This is a genomic window from Lujinxingia litoralis, assembly GCF_003260125.1.
In the GTDB taxonomy this organism is placed as follows: domain Bacteria; phylum Myxococcota_A; class Bradymonadia; order Bradymonadales; family Bradymonadaceae; genus Lujinxingia; species Lujinxingia litoralis.
Genome location: NZ_QHKO01000002.1, coordinates 464,525 through 486,589 on the forward strand (window position 1 = coordinate 464,525; position 22,065 = coordinate 486,589).

15 protein-coding genes are annotated in these 22,065 nt (G+C 66.2%); 10 read left to right on the top strand and 5 right to left on the bottom strand.

Annotated elements, in window-relative coordinates; translation table 11 throughout:
- Nucleotides 1–166: 166 nt before the first annotated feature.
- On the top strand, nucleotides 167–3,553 hold the full coding sequence (locus DL240_RS06505; RefSeq protein ID WP_111729059.1) for a hypothetical protein: 3,387 nt from the start codon (nucleotides 167–169) through the stop codon (nucleotides 3,551–3,553).
- A gap of 133 nt (nucleotides 3,554–3,686) precedes the next feature.
- A complete protein-coding gene (locus tag DL240_RS19935) occupies nucleotides 3,687–4,652 on the top strand; it encodes a methyltransferase domain-containing protein (protein WP_158542400.1) in 966 nt (321 codons plus the stop codon).
- Between the two features lie 75 nt (nucleotides 4,653–4,727).
- Here the strand turns inward: DL240_RS19935 and DL240_RS20670 are convergent, their stop codons facing one another.
- The 4 genes from DL240_RS20670 to DL240_RS06535 form a co-directional block, all read right to left on the bottom strand.
- The gene (locus DL240_RS20670) at nucleotides 4,728–6,305 is read right to left on the bottom strand and encodes a cyclic nucleotide-binding domain-containing protein (protein ID WP_158542401.1); all 1,578 of its coding nucleotides are present in this window, start codon (nucleotides 6,303–6,305) and stop codon (nucleotides 4,728–4,730) included.
- A 202-nt stretch (nucleotides 6,306–6,507) separates the two neighbouring features.
- A complete protein-coding gene (rplC, locus tag DL240_RS06525) occupies nucleotides 6,508–7,188 on the bottom strand; it encodes a 50S ribosomal protein L3 (RefSeq protein WP_111729062.1) in 681 nt (226 codons plus the stop codon).
- Nucleotides 7,189–7,377: 189 nt separating this feature from the next.
- Nucleotides 7,378–8,391 (bottom strand): mechanosensitive ion channel family protein, encoded by a 1,014-nt coding sequence (locus tag DL240_RS06530; RefSeq protein WP_111729063.1) that lies wholly within the window; start codon nucleotides 8,389–8,391, stop codon nucleotides 7,378–7,380.
- Nucleotides 8,392–8,400: 9 nt separating this feature from the next.
- Entirely contained in the window at nucleotides 8,401–11,712 is a 3,312-nt protein-coding gene (locus DL240_RS06535; RefSeq protein WP_146618147.1) for an AAA family ATPase, read from the bottom strand.
- A gap of 81 nt (nucleotides 11,713–11,793) precedes the next feature.
- On the opposite strand from DL240_RS06535, the gene DL240_RS06540 reads away from it, so the two are divergent.
- The 7 genes from DL240_RS06540 to DL240_RS06570 all read left to right on the top strand — a co-directional run bounded on the left by DL240_RS06540 (nucleotide 11,794) and on the right by DL240_RS06570 (nucleotide 17,861).
- Complete coding sequence (locus DL240_RS06540) at nucleotides 11,794–12,840, top strand: tetratricopeptide repeat protein (protein ID WP_146618148.1); 1,047 nt, start codon at nucleotides 11,794–11,796, stop codon at nucleotides 12,838–12,840.
- Nucleotides 12,837–13,580: an ABC transporter ATP-binding protein gene (locus DL240_RS06545; RefSeq protein WP_111729066.1), complete on the top strand. Its 744-nt coding sequence runs from the start codon at nucleotides 12,837–12,839 to the stop codon at nucleotides 13,578–13,580. Before DL240_RS06540 ends, DL240_RS06545 begins: the two co-directional genes overlap by 4 nt.
- 7 nt (nucleotides 13,581–13,587) lie before the next feature.
- On the top strand, nucleotides 13,588–14,385 hold the full coding sequence (locus tag DL240_RS06550) for an MlaE family ABC transporter permease (protein WP_111729067.1): 798 nt from the start codon (nucleotides 13,588–13,590) through the stop codon (nucleotides 14,383–14,385).
- A gap of 10 nt (nucleotides 14,386–14,395) precedes the next feature.
- Nucleotides 14,396–15,238, top strand: coding sequence for an MlaE family ABC transporter permease (locus DL240_RS06555; RefSeq protein ID WP_111729068.1), 843 nt, complete (start codon nucleotides 14,396–14,398; stop codon nucleotides 15,236–15,238).
- A 34-nt stretch (nucleotides 15,239–15,272) separates the two neighbouring features.
- Nucleotides 15,273–15,923 (top strand): hypothetical protein, encoded by a 651-nt coding sequence (locus DL240_RS06560; protein ID WP_111729069.1) that lies wholly within the window; start codon nucleotides 15,273–15,275, stop codon nucleotides 15,921–15,923.
- Between the two features lie 19 nt (nucleotides 15,924–15,942).
- Nucleotides 15,943–16,692 carry an ABC transporter ATP-binding protein gene (locus DL240_RS06565; RefSeq protein ID WP_111729070.1) on the top strand — a complete coding sequence of 250 codons (750 nt, stop codon included), beginning with the start codon at nucleotides 15,943–15,945 and terminating at the stop codon, nucleotides 16,690–16,692.
- Between the two features lie 116 nt (nucleotides 16,693–16,808).
- Nucleotides 16,809–17,861 (top strand): MlaD family protein, encoded by a 1,053-nt coding sequence (locus tag DL240_RS06570; protein WP_111729071.1) that lies wholly within the window; start codon nucleotides 16,809–16,811, stop codon nucleotides 17,859–17,861.
- Between the two features lie 656 nt (nucleotides 17,862–18,517).
- On the opposite strand, the gene DL240_RS06575 is transcribed toward DL240_RS06570, so the two are convergent.
- A complete protein-coding gene (locus tag DL240_RS06575; protein WP_111729072.1) occupies nucleotides 18,518–20,764 on the bottom strand; it encodes a hypothetical protein in 2,247 nt (748 codons plus the stop codon).
- Between the two features lie 313 nt (nucleotides 20,765–21,077).
- Between DL240_RS06575 and lepB the strand changes: the two genes are divergently transcribed.
- Entirely contained in the window at nucleotides 21,078–22,049 is a 972-nt protein-coding gene (lepB, locus tag DL240_RS06580; protein ID WP_111729073.1) for a signal peptidase I, read from the top strand.
- Nucleotides 22,050–22,065 lie beyond the last annotated feature (16 nt).

The following is a 22,065-nucleotide window of genomic DNA, read 5'->3' on the forward strand; positions in this document are numbered from 1 at the left end:
GGATCAACGCTTTACCGGATCCGCACGTATCTGGCCGGAGGCTACGACAGCGGCTGGCGCGGTCAACTTTTTGGCCAGTCGCAGGCCTTCTCGCCACGGCGCCGGCTATGCTAGCGTGCGCTCCCTGTGCCTGGTCACACCAACCCTACAGCGGCCTGCTCAACCTATGTCCACCGGCGATCTGCGCGAACTTCTCGACGGCCTCCCCCGCACCGCTTCCGAGGTTGCGGCCCGCGCCCGAGCCTATGCTCACCAGGGGGATCTGCGTAACGCCGAGGCGCTGCTGAGCGCGGCGCTGGCCCGGACATCCACCCCCGAGCTCCGACTGGCCTCGGCCGAACATCTTCTGGCTCGGGGACGCTGGGCGGCCGCCTACCACCAGGCTCAACACGCCCTGAAAGACAACGCCCTCTGGGAGGCCGCGGTAGTGGCCGCCCGCGCCAGCCACCACCTGGGCAAACCGATACTCGCCAGCGAGCACCTCGACGATGCCCTGGACCGGGGCGCCGATCTCAACCTGATCAGCGCCTGGCGCGACCACTTCGCGGGCCTCATCGCCGAGCCAGCGATGCCCGGCGCCAGAGCCCCTCGACGCCACGCGCCTCCCCCGGCCTTCACCGAAGAGCCCACCGCGCTGGCCGACGCCCTGGTGCCCGAAGCCCCGACCGAGCTCATCGACGCCTTGGCCCCGGATGAACCGACGCATCTGGTCACCCTCCCGGAGGCCCTCGTCGATGCCGATGAGCTGGCCCCGCACGAAGCGACCCACCTTGTAAACATTCCCGCGGCGCTGGTCGACACGCCTCCCCCCGTACGTCAGTCGCCGCCGGGCTTTGAGATCGATGACACTACAAAGCGCCGTCACCAGCCCCGGGAACTTCGCCCCGGCCGCGCAGCCTCCACGGATCTGCCCTCCACACCCTTGTCGCAACGGCCGGCGTCTTCCCCCACGGAGCCCACGCTCTGGCCCGACGTCGACCGCGCCCAGGAACTCCCCCGGCATCAGACCGAGCGTCAACACGCGCTCTCCACGCCGCGCAAAACTCATAGTTCGGGCGCCTCGCCAGCGCTTCCCGGCGCCCGAAACGCCTCCGCGGAGCCCGAACTCGAACTCGCCCTTGACGCGCTGAGACGTCCGCATTCGCCCCCGAGACACGACACCAGCTCCATTCGCCGCCTCACCCACCTGGTTCAAGCCCGCCTCCCGGAGCCCCTGAAGTCGCCCGCCCGCGCCCTGGCAAGTGCCCTGGCATCGGCGTTTCTGGTGCTGAGCCTGGTCCTGGCCATGGCCTACGTCTGGCGCGTTCATCACGTGCTCCAGCATCACGCAGAGCTCGCCAGCTCGGAGCTGCACGCCGACACCTACGTCTCCCACGCCAACGCCGCACAGCTTTTGGAGCGCGCCCGCGCCTACGACCCGCTGCCCTGGCCTGGCCCGGCCACGTTCTTACGCAAGCTCAGCGATCGCCTGCCCCTGGTGGGCACCGCCGCCCCTCTGGCCCGTATCGAGGCCCTCGAAGCGCTCACCCGGGCCCGGGTGGCCTACCGCTTTGAACACCCTGATCCTGCCTCGCAGCCCGGAGACACCTTCCCGAAGGCCCCGCTCAAGGTCGCCGCCGAAATCTACCGCGCGGGCGCCTGGCTCGAAGCCGATGTCCTCAGCGATCGCCTCGACGCGCTCGTCGCGACTGCGCCCTACGCTCCCTGGGTGCGCCTGGCTCACGCCGACGTCCGCGCCGCACACGCCTCCCCGGAACTCTCAGCGGCCCTCAGCGCTGCGCTGCCCACCTCCACGCCGGCCGAACGCTTCGCTCACGCGCGCCACCTACTTCGGGTCGACCCGGACGCCGGCGCCGACGCGCTACGCTCCCTCCTTGACGACGCCCCCGATCATCATAGCGCCCGGGTGGCTCTGGCCCTGCACCTGGCCAAAACCGAGCCCGACGCCACACTCGACGAGTTCCTCGCGCCGCTGGCCTCGGCCGACCAACGCCAGGTGTCCGCAGCCGATCGCGCCGGACTTCACCTGGCGCACGCGCATGCCACAAGCGACGATAGCGCCCGGCTCAACTCCCTGCGCCTGGCAGCAGAGGCCGCGCCGCTACGCCCTGACCGTGTGCGCCCCCTCCTCGACCACTGGACGCGCCAGGGACAACTCCTCGCCGCACGTGAACAACTCATCCGAACCCCGGCCGCCGAGGCCCGTCATCCCTACTTTGACCGCGCGCTGGCCGCCACCCACCTGCAGCTCGGCGACACCCATCGGGCCATCGAACGCCTGAAGGCCGACTCCAGCCTCCCCGAAGAACGCCTACTTCTGGCCCTGGCGATGGCCGCCGAAGGGGACCTGGACATTGCCCTCAGTGAGACTCGCGACACCCCGCTCGACCAGAGCGTACGCGGACTTATCAAATCCCTGCAAAATGATGCGCCCGAGCTCAGCGAGGGTTTCGATACCGGCGCGCCCTCCCCCTCGTATCGCGCGTTACTCGAAGCCGCCACGCTTCTACTGGAGGCCAATCGCGCCGAGACGAGCGCCGCCCAGACCGAACTCCGCCAACGCGCGCTCCAACGCCTGGACCACGCCGACGAAGGCCTGCCTCAACGCATCCTGGCCTGCACCCTGGCACTTGATGCCCGCCAGGCCGAGCAGGCCTCCGCTCCCTGTGACGCCCTGGAGCGCCTCGACGCCGTGTCTCGTCCCGCACTCCGCCCCCTGATACGCTGGCACCTCTACCGCAACGACCCACGGGGCGCCCTGGCGCTCCTCTCCCGTCACGAAGCGCTCAGCGGCGCACATCCCGAACTCAGCCTCCTGCGCGCCGAGATCGCGCTCGCTCAGAACGACGTACCGGGCGCGCGCACCGGCCTCCAACCGGCCCTGGGCACTCCGACTGCACGCAGCCCCCGTTTTCATACTCTGCTCGGAGACATTGCCCGCCACGAAGGCGACCCGGAGCAGGCCCTGGCACATTACGAAGACGCGCTCGAACGCCAGCCCCACCACCCCGCCGCCCTCCTGGGCCGCAGCCTGGCCCTGCTTGAGCAGGGCCCACTCCCCCAGAGCGACGAACACGCTCTGCGCAGCCTCCTGCGTCATGGCGACCTGGGCCCCCGGGCCTGGCTCGCCTTCGCCCAACAGCGTCGCCTCCAAAAACGCCACGCCGACGCCCGCGAAAACCTGGAACTCGCCATGCGCGCGGCCCACTCCCTGCACAGCGCGCGCTTCCTTCATGCCCACGCCACCGAAGAGGCCCGGGCCCTGGCCGAGCGCGACCGCCGCGCCTACAGCGCCCCGGCCGTCGACGCCGCGCTCCAGCGCGCGCAAACCCACCCGCCCCTCAGCGCCAACTACCACATCGCCCGAGCGCGCCAGGCCCTGGCCCGGCGCCGTCCCGACCGCACACGCGCCGCCAACGAACTCGAAAACGCGCTCCAACTCGCGCCGCTGCGTTGCGAGCTCTGGGACGAAGCCATCGCGCTACGCCAGCGCCAACGCCACGCCACCAGCGTGCGCCGCCTCAAATCCACTCGCCCCCCGCGCTGCCGCTGACGCCCCCCCAAAGCAAACCAGACTGACTTTTAGCTTCCCACTGTGCTAGGACTGCAGCGCTGGCCGACGCTTTAACGCAAGACCCCGCAAAGGGGGTCGGCCCTCTAAGCCCATGACCTCTCAAGGAGACGCCATGATTCGGCGCGATGTGTTGGATCTCTTGCAATGCCCGGCCTGCCAGGGCCCCGAACTGACTCTGGGCAGCGGTCGACGCCCCGATCTGGTCTGCCAGTCCTGCCAGACCCGCTACCCCATCGTCGATGGCATCCCCGATCTGGTAGCGCCCGAAGCCACCCCGGCCCCCGGCAGCTACCGCACCGAGACCCTCGCCAATGTCATCGCCGGCGTCTACGACTTCGTCGCGCCAGTGATGAGCATGGCGATCTGGCGCTGCAGCCCGCTGCGCTATGTCGACCACGAAAACCGTGCTCTGGGCCGCGCCCGCGGCGGCGTGTACCTGGAAGCCCCCATCGGCACCGGCGTCGCCCTGGCCCCTTCGCTGGCCTCCTATCATGACGGGCTGGTGCTGGGCATCGACAAGTCCTGGAAGATGCTCGCGCGGGCTAAAAAACGCCTGGAGAAGTCCGGCGCTCGCTTCCAGCTCATCCGCGCCGACGTCAACGCCATCCCCCTAAAAGGCGGCGTTGTCCGCAGCCTCCAGAGCCTCAACGGCCTCCATGGCTTTACCGACCGCGTCGGCGCCCTGGCCGAATTCCATCGCTGCCTGGAGCCCGGAGGCTACTTCTCGGGCTCCACCCTGGTGCGAGCCCAGACCGACATGGCCGACGCGGTGCTCGAACGCTACGAGCGCTACGGCATCTACCCCATGCTGCGCAGCCCGGAGTTTCTGCTCCAGGAAGTCGGCGCCGCTGACTTTGACCGCCTCCACTTTGAGACCCACGGTGCCGTGATGTTCTTCTCGGCAGAACGCACCAGGGCCGACGACGATCGCACCTCGGGCGATGAGCCCGGCACCTCGAAGGCGGCCAAAACCGGGAAGAAAAAGACCTCTTCCAAAAAGAAGTCGTCCTCAAAGCCCAAAAAACGCGCATCCGGCGGCAAAAAGGGCGCCTCGAAGAGCTCGCGCCAGGCCGGGTGATCCCGACCTCTCTGCGAGCCCGCGACGCGGCGAGCTGGCGAGCCGGGGCCGCCCTGCCCCGGGCGGCGGTGAGCGTTAACTCCGGAGCAGCGGCGCCACCTCAGCGGCATACGACCGGGACCGGGCCCTGCTGGAGCGCTCTCGCCGCAGCGCGACCTCGCGGCGCACCTCCTCGGCCACCGGCGCCGAACGGCTGAGCAGCTCCCGAAACACCTCCCCCGGCATCTCCAGCGTGATCACGTCGGTGCTGGCTCGCACCGACGCTCCGGCCTCTTCCAACAAGGCGCAGGGCGTCACCCCCAGAAATGCCCCCACATCCAGCGCATCGACCACCTCGCGCTGCCCTCGCCGCCCACTGACCTCCACCTCCGCCGAACCACTGACGATCAGCGCCAGGCGTTCGACGTGCTGACCGCGCTCAAAGAGCGCCTGGCCGGCCACGTACTCGTGCAACTCAAAATGTCCGCTGAGCCAGGCGCGCTCCGCAGGAGTCAAACTCCCAAACATGGCGCTCGACGCCAGCAGGTTGTTGAGCATCCGGGCGTAATAAAAGCCCCACAATGCCTCCCAGACCTCGGGAAAACGCCGGCCCAACTCAAAGACCACCTCATCGCGTACCGCCAGCACCTCCAGCCCGCGCTCCGCCACCACCCGGGCCATCCGATCACGCCCGGTCAACAGGCGAAACTCTCCGAACACCTCCCCTTCCCCCAGACGCGCCAGAAACTTCGTGCGCCCATCGACCAACGCCTTCTCAACGCGGACCTCCCCCCGGATGATGATGTACAGACACACCTCCGGATCATCGGGAGACGAGAGCACCGTGCCCGGCGCCACTCGCCGATGCTCCATCACCCGCAACGCCTCCACAAAGGCCTCCGCCGGAAGTTGGCTGAAGAGCGGAATCTCAGGCAGCCCCGCCCGTTGCGCCCGGGCGTCGCCCTCCTCTCCCAGGTCAAGTCCTTCCCACTCAAAGCCCCGCGCCTCAACGCCTGGCCTCTCCGATGGCGCCAGCGTCGCCGGACGAGCGGCACGCGTGACGTCCTCACTTCCCCCGGCCCGGGAAGACACCTCCCGAGTGGGCTCCGCGCTGGCGAGCATCTCGGCCTGCGGAACCTGGCGGGTCACCTCGTCGCGGAGCGCCACGCGTGGCCCCGACTTCGGACGCTTCAATGCAATCGCCGGCGCCTCCCCTCGACGCACCTGCTCGGCCTCGCGCGCCGAAAGCGCCTGCACCCGCACCCCGGAGCCTTCCCGCACGCCCCAGGAAGCCTCCGCCGTCGTGCGCTCCGGCATCACCGGCACCGGCGTCGCCACCTTACGCCGCGCGGCGCCCTCCACCGGACGGGCCACCCGCACCGAATGCCCCGTCGCCTCCGGCGCCTGGGCATAAAGCCGCGCCAGAAAAAACTGCGTCTCGGTATGCGTGGGATCCAACTCCAAGATCGCCTTGCACGCCGCGATCGCCTCCAGCGGGAGCCCGGCCGCCGCCAACAACTTGGCAGCCGTGCCGTACTCCTCCACCGCGTGATGCACCTGCCCCATCTCGCAGAAAAGCGCCGCCAGACGTAGCCTCGCCTCAATATTTCGGGGTTCCTTACTCAGCGTACGTTGATAGTACGCCAGATACTTTCGGAGCTTCGCGCTCGACATGACCGGCCACCGGGGCACCGCCAGAGGCGACGTGAATAAAAGACCTCACGGAGGCCTTCGACGGTAGCCAGCCCGCCGCGCGCTTGTCAAACCAGATGCACGCCATAAAAAAGGCCCGCGACACCACCGGGGCGTCACGAGCCTTCTTCATTCTGAAGCTCCTCAGGCCCTTCGAGTCACCTCGTCAGACCTGAAACGTGCCTCAGACCACCGTCTTTTTGACGGCCGAGCGCAGCGTCACGATCCCACCGTTGGGACCGGGAACCGCACCCTTGATCAGGATGACATTTTCTTCAGCCATGATCTGCACCACGCGCAGGTTCTGCACGGTCACACGGGTGTTGCCGTACTGACCGGCCATCTTCTTACCTTTGAAGACGCGACCCGGGTAAGCCGACATACCAATGGAACCACCGTGACGGAAGAACTCGTGCACACCGTGGCTGGCCTTGGTACCGGCGAAGTTGTGACGCTTCATAACACCGGTAAAACCACGACCCTTGGAGGTGCCGGTCACGTCGATGAACGCGCCCAGATCGAAGGTGTCCGCACCCAGCTCCTGACCCACCTCGTAGGAGTCCAGCGAGCCTTCTGCCACGCGGAACTCGCGCACAAAGCGACGAGGCTTATCAATGCCGGCCTTCAGGAAGACACCAACGCGCGGCTTGGACAGACGCCATTTCGCCTCGGTTCCTTCTTTCTCAAGAAGCTTCACATCGCCGAAGCCCACCTTGACCGCCGAGTAGCCGTCTTTGCCCTTGGCGCTCTTCTTCTGCACGACGACGTTGCCTTCAACTTTGACCGCCGTGACCGCAATGCGGTTACCGACTTCGTCGAAGATCTGCGTCATACCGACCTTACGGCCAATCAGTCCCTTGCTCATGTTCTTTCCTTTTGGGAAGCGTTGGCCTCACACCGCTCATACCCTTACCAGGGCAGTGGAACGCGCACTTCATCAGATGAAGGTGCGGAGACCTCGCGTTAACCCGCCATCACGACGCCTATCGCCGCAATCATTCGGGAGCGCTCTCATAGAAGATCGCTCCCGGAGAAGTCAAGTCGGCCGCCCCCTTTAAACCTCCTCCACCGAAGGGCGCTCCACCACCACCTCATCGAGTTCCGCCTGCCCTGGCGAACGGTCCACCCGCTGGCGAGCACGCAAAGGAGCCCTGGAGCGCCCCGGAACCTCCCCCGAAGCATCTTCCCACTGGCGCGCCTGCACCTCGTAGCTGCGCGTGTAGGGAGGATGAATCCCGTGCAAACGAAACGCCCGCTTCACCCGCTCCATCACATCGCAGAGCAGCGCCTTCTCGTAGCGCGTATCAATGACGTAGGCCTTGGACTTCACATGGGTGGCAAACGCCAGCGGGGTGATCTCATCGTAGACCTGCACCAGCACCGGCTTACTCAAGAATACATAACGCGAGGTGATCGTCGCCTCGTACACGATCTGCTTGGCCAACTCGAAATCCGCGGACTGCGCGATGTAAAAATCGATCTCGACCATCATGTCGAGCGCGCCGGCGTTGGAGGAGCTCACCGCCTCGGTCAAAAACTTGTTGTTGGGTATCGAGACCTGGTTGTCATCCAACGTGACGATGCGCACCGAACGCAGACCGATCTCCACCACCTCCCCATAGGTATCGCCAAACGCCACGCGGTCGCCCACCTGAAAGGGCTGGTCGACAAGGATCATAATGCCGGCCATCAAACTCGACGCCGTATCCTTAAGCGCGAACCCGATCGCCACTGCCAGCGTGCCCCCCAGGCCGAGCAGCGCCGCGCGATCTTCTTCAAAGTCCAGAAAGGTCGCCACCACCAGATATGCCGCCGCGGCAAAGACCCCCAGGCGCGCAAAACTCTGCACCTTCTTAAAAAACAGCCGTCGACGCGCCTGCCCCTCCCCCAGGCGCTCCAGCGTAGCCGCCAACACATGATGCACGCCGTAGGCCACCGCGATGATCGTCGCCGCGCTGAGCAGGTTCCCCAGATTCAAGAGTTCAATGCGCTGGGCGATCTCCTCCACATCGGGGGCCGCCTGCGCCAACAGCGGCAGTGAGCTCACAAGCGTCTGCAGAGCATTCATCAGAGAGCCTCACTCATAGAGAAAGTTCGCGTCCCGCAGCTGCCGAAGCACCGCGCGGTAATATAGCGTGCTCAACGAGGCTCGCCCCTGGCGCTGGTTCACCACCAGGATGTCACTCTCGTAGAGGAAATTGATGGCCGTCTCACAAAAGCCCCGCTCGGCATTGGTAATGCGTGCGACCTGCTCCGCATTGAGCGAACCGTGCTGCACGATCGCCGCCAGCGCGAAAAGATACTGATCGGTCAGCGTCTGCTGCACCGCCGCCGAGGGGCGGCTGAACAACCCCACCTGCAGCCGCCCCAGCGCATCCAGACGCAGGCTCCGCAGCCAGAAGGTCAACGCCACACGGGGGTTGCCCTGGCAGAACTCATGCAACAAACGGAAGTAGCCGTTGGCCGTCTTGATCACCTCGTAGGTCAACTCGCCACTCTGATGCGCGATCACCAGATCGGTAAAGCTGATGGGAAGATCAATGCGGGCATCACGCGCGCGCACCAACTGCTGGATCTCGTGCTCACTCCAGGGCCCGACCTCGTACACCTGCCCGAAGTAGTGCTTCCGGGCCCTCACCCGGTTGAGATACGACCAGGCAAAGCGATTAAACACCAGCACCCAGAAATGGTGGTCATCGCTGATGTGCACCACGTCCAAAAAGAGGTCGACCGCCCGAAACCCGCCGATATGGCGCAAAAAGAGATGGTGGCAATCGTCGATCACAATCGTGCGCGGCGGGGTGCGCCGCAGCCACTCGACCGCCTCTTCACGATTGGCCGGTGTCTCGGGCAGATGGAAGAGCTGCGCAATCAACTCCAGCGCGGCGACCTCTCCGGCGACCTTCTGTGCCAGAGTGCAGTACTGAATCGGCCCGCGCTCCTGCGGCCACTGGCCGACCACCTGCAGCAGCTCCGTGGTCTTGCCGATCCCGGCCTCTCCGACAATCGCCACCGAGCCCTGACGTCGCGTGCTTTCCCAGCGCCCTCGCTGCGCGGTGATCGCCTCCATAATGCCGGTACGCTGGACCCGAAACGGCTCATCGAGAAGGGGCGAATCCTCAAACATCGCCCGGTACCGCTCCGGCACCGTGCTCTGCGCCGCCTCGGGCACCTCGACCACCGCCCCCTCGCGGCGCTGAATCTCGATCTTCTTGCGAAAAATAAAGTTACTGACCTGACGGCTAATCTCCGTCTCAACCAGGTACGCCCGGCCCCAGCGCACGATCTCCGAGCCCAGCACGTAGAGCGACGCGAGCCCAATCAGCAGCACCCCATAAGGACGACTTCGCCGCTCCCGAACCAACGCCGTCGCCCGCGGCAGGCGCTCGCCAGCCAGGCGCTCAAAGACCTCGGCGATGTCGTCTTTCCACCACCAGAGCACCAGGTAAATCAACACGAGCAACGCCACCCAGAAGACCCGGTCCGCCAACCACCAGATCACCGAGGGCCCGGTGAGCTCCCACACCGTCATCGGCACGTAATAGGAGAGCAGCCAGAAGCTCAGCACCACCCGCACGCTGCGCACCAGACGACGCGCCCGGGTCAACTCCACTGCCCCTTCCTGCGCCAGCGAATCCAGGGTCTGCGCCGCCACCACCCCACCGCCGGCGCTGCCGACCACGTCGGCGGACTCGCCACCTCTTGGCAACACCAGCGTTTTTACGGTGATCATCACCCCGTAGTAGATCACCAGCGCGTCGATCACCCAACGCACATAGAGCAACTCCGGAATCGCCGCCGAGAGATACTCGCTCAGATGCGCCGCCGAGACGTACACAATCGCCGGCACGATCAGCGCGCGCATCACCTGCGCGACCTTGATCAACGCCCCGGCCGTATTTCGCAATGCTCGCCGGGCAAGCAGCTGGCTCAACCCCCACTGCACGACGCGGGGGCCAAATTCCCGTCCCAGCCACAGCGCGATCAGTATCGCGATGACCCGCCAGAACACCCCCATCACCCAGCCCCAGAAGGCCACCGAGGTGAGCATCCCCCGCAGGTCGCGCACCTCGTCGAAGTACACCTCCACCGTGTCGTAGGCGATCATCACCCCGACGCGCAGCCCGGCAAAAGCATCTCGCCAGGCCTGATCGCTACGTGGTGACAGGATCAGCGCCCGGGTCTGTGCGCTCATCCGTGGGAAGAGCGTCTCCAGCGACTCATCAAAAAAGAGACGGCGCTGCAGGTTCACCTCATGACGGGCCACACGGGCCTCATGCACATCTTCGGCGATCTGCAGGCGCTGCGAGGCCAACTCCAGGCGCAGCTCGGCCAGCGCTTTGCGACGCCGCGCAAGTTCGGTGGTAGGCTCCTCGCCAACCTCGTCTGCCAGCCTGCGAATCTCCTCGTGAGCCTGTTCCCGCTCCGGCCGCAGTCGGGCAACCTCACGAGCGGCCTCCCGGCGAAGCTCCCGGGTCCGCTGCACGTCGGCCCGCGCCGCGCGCCGATACTCCAGCGCCTGACGCACGACCGGAGCCAGGTCTTCGTCGGCCTGCTCCAGACCACGCTCCACCTCGACGCGGCGCTCCGAGAAGGTCGCCTCGCTCTCGCGACGCTTCTCCATTATCTCGCGGATCTGCTCCCCCTCCCGCTCCGAGATGGCGAGCAACTCCTCGGCGATCTCGCGCTCCCGTGCCAGCACCTGACGGATCTGTGCGTCGCGCTCCTGCTCCTCTCGAAGACGCGTCTGCTCCACGGCCTGACGAGCGGCCTCCTGGGCGCGCTCGGAGCGCTCCAGGCGCTGCCGTTCCTGGGCATCGAGCTCCGCGGCACGCGCGTGCTCCTCAAGGAGCGCTTCGAGCCCGGAGACCTCCTGCTGCCACCCCCGCGCGGCGCCCCGAGCGCTCTCAAGGGTCGCGACCCACACCGCGTCCTGCACCCGAGCCACACTGAGCTCTCGCAGCGCCACCCGGCTGCGCGGCTCCTCCTGCAGGCGCGTCTGCAAATAGCCCAACACACGATCGCCAAGCTCACGCTCCCGCGCCACTCGGACTTCGACCTCGTCCACGCCGGCGATCGCGTCACGCAACGCCTCCACCCGCGCCCGGACCGCCTCCTCATCGAGCTCTGTACCGGCCGGCGCGGCGGTGGCACTGCGCTGCGGCGCACCCACGCCCTCGTCGCCTGCGCGGAGCTCACTCTCGGAACTCGCCAGCGCCGGCGCCCCGGACGCCTCATCTTCAGCGGCCCCCGGCGCGCTTGTTTCGCTCGCGCCGCCCGCGGCGGCTTCGACCCTCGGCTGGGCCCACGCCGTGGGGGCCTCAACCTTCAGGGCCACCATCAGCGCGAAACACCACGCGATGACGATAACCCTTCGCACTGCAGACATAGACTTGGCCGTTGTGGGTGGAATCAGTAAGCTACGCCGCGAAAGGTTAATCCAACCTCACCCGTTCTCAAAGTTTTTGCCGTGCCCACATCCCCCCCCTTCCTGACCTGGCGCCCGCTCAGCGCGGCGCTCTTCGCTGTGGTGCTCCTTGGCTGTGCGTCCACAGGCGCTCCCCCGCAGCGTTGGTCCGATGACTACCTGGAGGCCATGCGCCTGCCTCCAGACCAGGCAGAAGACCAGCTCACCGCGCTTGCCGAGCGCGCTCCCAGCCCGGAGCAGGCTCGGGACGCCCGCTTTGAACTGGCGCGCTTCGCGCTCCGCCGCGGTGACATCGACGAGGCGACTCAACGCTTTGAGTCGCTGTGGAACGAAGGCATCGAAGACCACGTCACCAGCCGGGCCCTCTACGAATCGGCGCGCCTGAACATAGAGCACCATGGCGACCGCCCCGCGGGCATCGCCCTGCTCCACCGCGCCATCGCGCAAAGCGCGCCCTGGGCCGGCACCGAACTGGCGCTCGCTTACCTGGTCAAGGTCGAGCGGCAGGCCGACAACAGCGCCGGCCTCATCGCCGACCTCGACCGCATCGCGGCCGGACTCCTCGACCCACGCCTCAAAGCCCAACTTCATCTGGCTGTCGGGGAACTCCACGCCGAGGAACTCGCCGCCGAAGAGAAGGCACTGGCCGCCTACCGCCAGGCGGCACTCGCCTGCGCAGACTGCGCCGCGGCCGACGAGGCCCTCTGGCGCATGGCTCAGATCTACCAGCGCCACCAGAACTTCGAACCCGCTCGCCAGGCCCTCTCCCTGGTTGCCAGCCGCACCGAGGAGAGCTGGTTCGTCGGCAGTTATCACAGCCACCGCGCCGCCGATGCCCGCTTCGAACTCGGCCTGCTCCACCTGCTCTTCCTCGACGACTACGACGCGGCCCGCGACCACTTCGAGACCTTCATCGACGTCTTCCCGCACGCCCAACGACGCCCCGAGGCCGCCTGGCACCTGGTCGAGATCACGCGGCTCAGCCAGAGCTCCAGCGCCTATCGCCGGGCCCTCCGCCGCTTTGTACGCGATTACCCCGACAACCGCCGGCGCCCGATGGCCGAGCGCCGGCTCAGCGAGCTCTCATGATCCGCATTGAGAACGTCACCAAGTACCATGAGGGGCGTGTCGTCATCGACGACGTCACCCTGACCATCGACGCCCACACCAACGTCGGGCTTATCGGCCCGGGTGGCGCCGGCAAATCCGTGCTCCTGAAGATCGTCTGCGGACTTATCACCCCCGATCGCGGCAAGGTCTTCATCGATGACATCGATGTACACAGCCTCAAACCCACCGAGCTGGCCGAGCTGCGCTTTCGCATCGGCATGCTCTTTCAGAACTACGCCCTCTTCGACTCGATGAACGTCGCCGACAACATCGCCTTCCCCCTGCGGCAGGCCGGCGAAAGCGACGAAACACTGGTCGCCCAGAAGGTCCAGCAGGCCCTCAAAGACATCAGCCTCCCGGGCATCGGAGACCGGTATCCCAACGAGCTCAGCGGTGGTATGAAGAAGCGCGTCAGCTTTGCGCGTGCCGTGATCCGTCGCCCGCCCATCGTGTTTTATGACGACCCGACCGCCGGCCTCGACCCGGTGACCAGCTCGAAGATCTTTATCCTGCTGCGCACCATGCAGCGGGACTTCGACACCACCTCGGTCACCATCAGCCACGACATCGAGGGCATTAAAGACATCTGCGATCGCTTCGTGCTCCTCGACCAGGGACGCATTGTCTTTGAGGGCACCCGCGCCGAAATCGACGCCTGCCAGGACTCCCTGGTCAGCCAGTTCTGGCAGGGTTATAGCGACGACGAACTCAACGTATAAGACGCTCATGCATCGCATCACCTCCACCATTCAGGCGCCCTTCCGCTGGCTGGGCCACACGGCGATGAGCTGGTCCTTTAACGCCGGAGGCCTGGCGATCCTGATCTTTCAGGTGCTACGCAACCTGCTCCCCTGGCGCTGGCAGTTCGATGGGCCGGAGACCTGGCGCAACCTCTACCGCGTCGGCGTTAAAAGTTTCCCGATTGTGGTCGTCACCGCCATCCTGGTCGGCGCGATCATGGTCATCCAATCCGGTCTCTACATCGAGCAATACGGCGCCTACGGGCTGCTGGGATGGGGCGCCGGCTACTCGATCCTGCGCGAGGTCGGCCCGATCCTGATCGGGCTGATGTTCTCCGGGCGCGTCGGCGCCAACAACACCGCCGAACTGGGCACGATGAAGGTCACCGACCAGGTCGACGCCCTGCGCGCCCTGGCCATCGACCCGATCGCCTACCTGGTCATGCCGCGCTTTATCGCGATGATCCTGATGATGTTCCTGCTGGTGGTCATCGGAAACTTCACCGCTCTGATCGGCGGCGCTATCACCAGCCAGGTGCTCCTGGACGTCAACATGGTGCTCTTCTTCCAGAGCGTCATCACCTTTGTGCTCCTGGATGATCTCCTCCACGGACTGATTAAAGCAGTGGCCTTCGGCTTTGCCATCGCCATTATCTCGTGCCACTTCGGCCTGAGCACCTCCGGGGGGGCCGTGGGCGTGGGACGCGCCGTCAACGCCTCGGTGGTGGGCAGCGCCATTGCCATCTTTGTGCTCGACTACGCCATTACTTTCGCCTCGCTGTGAGCTCGACCCTATGAGCGCCGATCCCCACACCTCCCCTCGCCAGGCTGGCGGCGAACCTTCCTCCTTCCGTGAGTTTCTGGCCGCCCTTGGCGAGCCCCTGCTCTACCTGGTGCGCACCTTTCGCGAACTCAGCGAGATGTTCGCGCTCACGCTCTATTACATGGTGCGCGGCCGCACCCGCTGGCGAGCGATCTTTGAGCAACTCCACGAGGTGGGCAATCGCTCGGTGATCTTCATCGCGGTGACGCTGGGCTTCCTGGGCATGATCCTGATCTACCAGGCCGGCTACCAGGCCGAGCAGATCACCGGCGACCTCCAGCTGCTGGGCGGGCTCTTTTTGCAGCTCTTGCTGCGTGAGTTCGCCCCGACGATCACCGCCATGATGATCGCCACGCGGGTGGCCACCGGCATGGCCGCCCAGATCGGCTCGATGGTGGTAACCGAACAGGTCGACGCGCTGCGCATGTGTGCCGCCCCGCCGGTCGATTACCTGGTGGTGCCGCGCTTTATCGCCACCACGATCATGATGATCGTACTCACGATCTTCGCCGTGCTGGTCAGCTACAGCGCTGGCGCCCTGACCGCGCTCTTCTCCTTCGGGCTCAACGTCCGCACCTTTATCGATCTGAGCTTCATCGGCTGGTTCGACCTCATCCTCTGCCTGAGCAAAGCCCTGGCCTACGGCATGGCCATCCCGATCATCGCCTGCCACGCCGGCCTCAACGTCTCCGGCGGCAGCGAGGGCGTGGGTCGAGCCACCACCAACGCGGTGGTCAACGCCAGCCTGGCGGTGGTGATCCTGGACTTCATCCTCACCAGCCTGGGCTACGTGGTGCTCAGCCTCATTCCCTGAGCCAAACTCCCCCCCCGGGCCAAGGACCTCTCCCGTGAAGGCACATTCCCCACAGCGAGCCTCAACGTTTGCCGCACTGCTCACCCTGCTGGTGGCCCTGCCGGCCATCGCCAGCGCGCAGTCGGTGCACATGCCCCTGGTCGGCCGGCAGTTCCCCACCCTGGGAATCGCCGCCCAGGGGGGCGCCGTCGTCGACCTGCCCGACGAAGGCCTCAAACTCTCCCCGGCCGCCGGTGGCGTGGCCCGGGTGGGCCTTCAACACGTCATCGGCCCCCGTCTCTCCATGAACGCCGACGTGGGGATCGGCGCGACCTGGCTGGGGGCACACCCGATGAGCACGGCGGCGCCGGCCGACGCCGAGGTGGGGCTGGCCTGGCAAATCGCCGTGCTCGGGCGCTACTTCCCGATCTACCAGCGCTCCGGCCTGACCCTGGCCGCCGGCGTGCAGTACAGCGGGCTCCGGCTGGCCGATGTCCCCTCCTCCCAGATTGGCCTGGAGATGCGCGCGGGCTACTTCCGCTGGGATAGCGAGGAGCGTTTCTGGACTCTGGAGTTTGGCCTCTCGTTGCCGGTCCTCGAAGGGCTCAGCCTGCCCACCGACTTCACCACCAACGATGCCGCCGGGCTTCCGGAGCGCTCCTGGCACTATATGCGCGCGTCGCTGGGCATCAGCCGCGCGTTTTAACGCACCAGGGAGCTAGCCGATGGGCACCATTGAGTTTCGCGACATCTACAAAAGTTTTGGCAACAACCACGTGCTCCGCGGCGTGAGCGTCACCGTGCAATCCGGACAGGTCTTCTTTGTGATCGGGCAGTCCGGCGCCGGCAAAAGCGTGTTGGTCAAACACCTGGTCGGGCTGATCCGCCCGGACCAGGGCCGGGTGCTCCTCGACGGTGTCGACGTCACCGACTTTCAAGAGAAGGAGTTCTATCCCATCCGCAAACGCTGCGCGATGGTCTTTCAGAACTCCACCCTCTTCGACTCGATGACCCTCCAGGAGAACGTTGCGCTGCCCATCCGCAAGCACCTGGGCGTCACGGTGGACGAGGCTCAGGAGATGGCGCTGGAGAAGCTCAAGCTCGTGGGCATGCAGCGCCACGCCGAACGCTACCCGGCGGACTTCGGCGATGGCATGCGTAAAAAGGTGGCGATCGCCCGGGCCCTCACGCTCGATCCGGAGTTCGTCATCTTCGATGAGCCCACCACCGGCATCGACCCGATCTCGGCGGCGATGGTCGACAAGCTCATCCGCCATCTCTCCGATGCGTTGGGCGTGACCTCCATCGTGATCAGCCATGATCTGCGTAGCATCTTCGGCATCGCCGACCGCATCGCCATGCTCTACAAAGGCCAGCTCATCCTTGATGGCAGCCAACAGGCCTTCAAAGAGAGCGACAACCCGATCGTTCAACAGTTCATCCAGGGGTTGCCCGAAGGCCCCATGGAAGTCTAAGCCCTCGAGCCCGCGTTCCGGCGCGGCCAAGAGGGTTGAAATATTTGCCTGACTGCGGCGACAATGCGCACCTATGACGCGCCGCACCCACGACCCCTTCACACCCGAAGCTCTCGATGCAGAAAAAAGAAACCGCCATTGAAGTCAAGGTGGGCGCCCTGGTGCTCCTGGCCACTGCCCTGCTGGTCGCCTTTGTCTTTTTGCTGGGCGACTTCCGGCTCACCAGTGGCTACACGGTCAACGTGCAGTTCAGCACCTCCGGCGGACTGAAGACCGGGGCCGACGTTGCCCTCTCGGGCATGAACGTGGGCTCGGTCTCCAAGATGGAGTTCGTGCGCAACGAAGACCCGGCCAGCGGGCTACCGGCGGTCGCCGTGCAGGCCACGCTCGACATCGACAAGCAGTACGCCGACTCGGTGCGGGACAACAGCAAGTTCTACATCACCACCCGCGGGGTGCTCGGAGAGCCTTACGTCGAGATCATCACCGAGACTCTGGAGGGCGCGGCCGTCGCCAGCGGCTCGACCCTGCGCGGCGTCGACCCGCCGCGCATGGAGATCCTGCTGGGACAGGCCTCCGAGGTTCTCGAGACGATGTCCGACATCCTCAACGATGAGGAGCAAGACGTCGGCGAGCTGGTGGCCAACGCGACTAAATTCTTCGGCGTGGTCGGCGATGCGGTGGGCGACAATCGCGACGAGCTCGACTCCGCCATCAGCGGCCTGAACACCACCGCCACCGAGGCTTCGAAACTCCTGGCCGCCATCAATGTCGGGGTGGGCGACGGTCAGAAGATTCGCACGATCGTCAATGACGCCGGTGCCGCCGCGGCCAACGCGCGTCGCATGACCGGTCGCCTCAACGGCCAGATCGATCCGGTGATGGCCGACGTCTCCCAGACAGCCGCCAACGCCCGCGAGATCAGCGAAGTCACCCGTCGGCTGCTGGTCGACAACGAGGGGCGCATCGTCGCCATCCTCGACGACGCCGAAACAAGCGCCGACAACCTGCGCCAGGTCTCCGACCAGGCCGTCACCATGGTGGACAACGTCGCCGCCGGCGAAGGCACCCTGGGAGCCCTCCTGGTCGAACGCGAGGTGTACGAAGACCTCAAGGATCTGCTCCGCGTGATCAAGCAGCAGCCCTGGAAGATCCTCTGGAAGGAGTAAGCCTTGCGCGCTCCCCACTGAAACGCCCCCCAGAACCCCGGCCTCCTTGCCGGGGTTTTTTATTGCATCCACCTCGTTGCGGCCTGCTCCAGATGCCTTTCCCCTGAGGAGGACCGGCGCGTGCGCCAGACAAAGCGCCCCATCACCCCCATCCACGCGCGTACAACACCCTTTTCCAGACTCACACACACCCTGTACGCGCGTACAACACCCTTTTCCAGACTCACACACACCCCTGTACGCGCGTACAACACCCTTTTCCAGACTCACACACACCCCTGTACGCGCGTACAACACCCTTTTCCAGACTCACACACACCCCTGTACGCGCGTACAACACCCCTTTCCAGACTCACATAACCCCCTGTACGCGCGTACAACACCCTTTTCCAGACTCACATAACCCCCTGTACGCGCGTACAACACCCTTTTCCAGACTCACATAACCCCCTGTACGCGCGTACAACGTGGGTGTGCGCTGCAAAGTCCCCACTGTACGCGCGCGCGGCGGCGAGTTCGGTAGCAGCGCCTTCTTGCACCGGCGCGCGCATGGGGCGTCGAGCCTGGAGGGATGGCGAGTGCGCCCAGGGGGTAAACGCAAAGGAGGCGGCCACAGGCCGCCTCCTTTGCGTTTGATGGGGATAATGTCGCCTCGTTTAGTGGGCGTGCCCTTGATGTCCGTGCGTGTCGGGCTGCGCCGAGGGCAGCTCGGGCAATCCCGGGGGGGCTCCATGGTCGTGGCCGTGATCGTGCCCCTCTTCCAGCACTTCCTGAGGCAAAAGATGGCGGGGGATCGGTTTTCCTTCGCGGATCAGACGTTCCCGCTCGATACGTTTTTCGAGTTCATTGACGCGGTTGAGCACCAGCATCCGCTCGGGCCCATCGCCCATCCCTTTGGCGGCCAGGTTGAAGTGTTCCAACGCGCGGCGCGGCTGCTCCAGGAACTGATCGTAGAGTTGGCCCAGGCGAGCGTGGAGGGTGGCGGCTTCTCGGGTGGGAAGGCCGCGTTTGATCAGGGTGGACATGAGATTGGCGGCGTCTTCATAGCGTCCGCGACGCTGCAACGCCGCCCCGTAGGCGTCGATGGCCTGCAGGTTATTCGGACCGGTACGAATCGCCTCCCGACCGCGCGCCAGGGCGGTATCCAGCCGATGCATGGAGAGAGCGATGTAGCTGCCCTGCGAGAGAATTCGCGAGTCGTAAGGGCGAAGCTCCAGCGCTTCCGCAATCAACGCTTCTCCCAGGGTCGTCTGCCCGACCAGGGTGTAGGCGAGCGCCTGGTTGTAGAGGACATCGGCATGCGCGGGGTAGTGACGGTTGGCTTCTTCGTACTGCTCCTGGGCTTCGGCAAAGCGGGTTCGCAACATCAAGACATCGCCGTGTCCCCGTTCCAGCGATGCGAGCGTGTTGAGCAGGGTCGGACCGATCATCGCGGCACCGACCAGCGCGGCCACCAGCGCGAGCAGTGCACGGCCCACGGCCCCCCGGTGTCCGACCTCAACCGAGGTCACCCAGGCGCCGGCATGGCCCCCTTCGGCTGCGCGACGCGCGAGCAGCGCGGTGGCCACCGTCCAGACCACGGCCGAGCTCCCCAGCTCCAGCAGGGGCGAGCGAAACATCAGCATCAGCCCGACGACAAAACTGGCCGTGAGTCCGACAAAAGACGCTACATCCTCGCGGCTCAGCTCCCCGCGACGAACGACGCCCAGCGTAAGAAGGATGACACCGAGCAACCACAGCGCCCACAGGGTCACGCCTAACGCGCCCTGCTCCACGCTCAGGCGAGCGAAGTCGCTATGGGGGCTTTTAAACGCGGCGTACACGGGGTGAAGCGAGCGCACGTGGGGGTCGCCATCATGAATCACATCGCTTTGCTTAAGCCACCAGCCCCCGGCCCCGTGACCGATCACGGGTTCTTGTTCAAAGAGGCCGCGTGTCACGGAGTTCAGGTAGGGGCGGTACACCCCATCGAGCGGGGCCTCGGTGCGATCGATGGCGAAGTAAGGCCAGCGGATCGACGAATCCTCAGCGAGTTCATCGAGGAACGTAGCACTGGGGCGCAGGCGCGGGAGGTCGGTGGCGTCACTGGGGCTAGTGGGGCGCTCGACGAGCGCCAGTCCCAGGGCCGCGCCGACCACAACGACGGCCAGCGGCGCGACCAGCCGTCCCAGGCCCGCGCGCGCGCCCGACTCACCACGCCGCCCGGCGGCCAGGCCGAGCCCCAGGGCCAGTGCGACCCCGACCACGAGCACCAGGGCGTCCATCGGGCCGACGACCAGGGCGGTATGCAGCGTGCCCAACGCCAGGCCGGCGGCCAGCACGCCGAAGCGCGCGCCCCGTTTACTTTCCCGGGCCAGCGCCCCGGCGACGACCGGGAGCGCCACCAGATAATAGGCGGCGGCGAACCCGAGCCCATCGAACCCGCCGGCGATACCGGGCGGGTTCCACACCGGGGTAAGAAGGTCGCCACCGGCGGCATCGTAAAGTCCCAGCGCGCCGGCACCGATCAACCCCAGCGCCACCGAGAGCGCCCAGTCGCCGGCGCGCAGCGCCGGTCCCACCGGGAAGAGCACCACCCAGACCAGCGCCCCGAGCGCCACCCAGGTCGAGGCACTGAGCACGCCAAAGATGGGCGCCGAGCTCCACAAGAAGCTCGCGCCGGCCATCGCGAAAAACGCCCCTCCGAGCCCGGCGACGCCCACCGCATGTACAGTGGCGCCGCGGCGGCGCATCAGCCCCAGGCCCCAGCTTATCAGTGCCGCGGCGGCCCCGAGCACCAGCACCGCCTGGCGGCCCCGCTCGAAATTCGAAAAGCCGGTCAACGCGACCACCGGTATCGCGGCTGTCATGATCAGTACAAGCCAGGTCGATACCGCGTAGCGGGGCGTTTTTTCGGACGTCATACTCACTTCTACCTCATGTAGGATCGATCAGGGCGCCCGAAAGAGGCGCCGCAGCGAACACGCGGTGCAAGGTATGTGCCGTTACTCTTCGCACATCGCAGCCCTAACCACGTCTGATCGCCGGTGCATTTCATCTCACCGCGCGCTCCGCGTCCTTTCGGCCTGCCGGAATCGCGTTGCGCGCTACCTTGTAATGCCCCGGCGCATGGGTGACAACCGGCCCGCGCGTTGACACTGCCAGCCCCCCACACCTAAAGTCCTCCCTCTGCCGGGCGCCACTGCACGTCTGTCAGCCCCCGGCCCCGAGCCCACCATGACGCCTGATATTCAGCCCGAAACCGAAGCCTCTCCCCGTCGCGCCTCGCTGGCCTTTTTGCTCAGCTTCGCTGCGCCCGGGCTGGGTCTTGTCTATGCCGGCGAGCTCCTGGCCGGCGTCTCGCTCAACCTGGCGATGGTCCTGGTCTTTTTGCTGGTGATCGTCGCGGTGACCTGGTGGCAGCTGGTGCTCACCTACGCGGCGTTCGCCACGCTGGCAGCCTGGCTTGTCCTCACCCTGCTGGCCGCCCTGCGCGCGGCGGAGCACACGCGCGATGCGGGGCGCCCGCGCGCGTTTCAGCATCCGCTGATCTACGGGCTCATCGCCCTGCTCACCTTTGTGGGGCCGATGGCGATCGTCGTCGACCAGGCGCTGCGCCACCTGTGGACCTTTCAGCGCATCGACACGATGGCGATGTACCCCCTGGCGCATCCGGGCGACACGCTTCTGATTCGCCGGGTTCCCGAGCAGGTGGCTTCTCCGCAACGCGGCGAACTCATCGCCGTGCGCACGCCCCACACCGATGAACTCGCCACCCTTCGAGTGGTCGCCCTGCCCGGCGAAGAGGTGCAGATGCAGGGAAACACCCTGATCATCGGGGACCAGCTGGTCGACTACACTCCCTTGATGGAGGACTGGGTGGGCGAGGCCGATCTGCGCAACGAGCAGGGGCTCAACGCCTGGGTTGAGCACAACCATGATCGTCGCTACGTCGTCGCCATCAGCGATCGGACCAGCACCGAGGCCGCCATCCCCGGACTCGCGCTCGGTCCCCACCAGTATTTTGTGCTGGCCGACAACCGCAGCCACCTCTCGGGACTCACGGTCGAGGACCGCCTGACCGCCGACAGCCGGCTCTTCGGCCCGCTGCCCGCCGAGCGCATCGTCGGCCGCCCGGTGCACATTGCCTGGTCGTCCACCGAGGGCGAGTCCCCGCGCTGGGAGCGGATCGGGCTGCCGCTGCACTGAAGGCCCGGATGCCGGG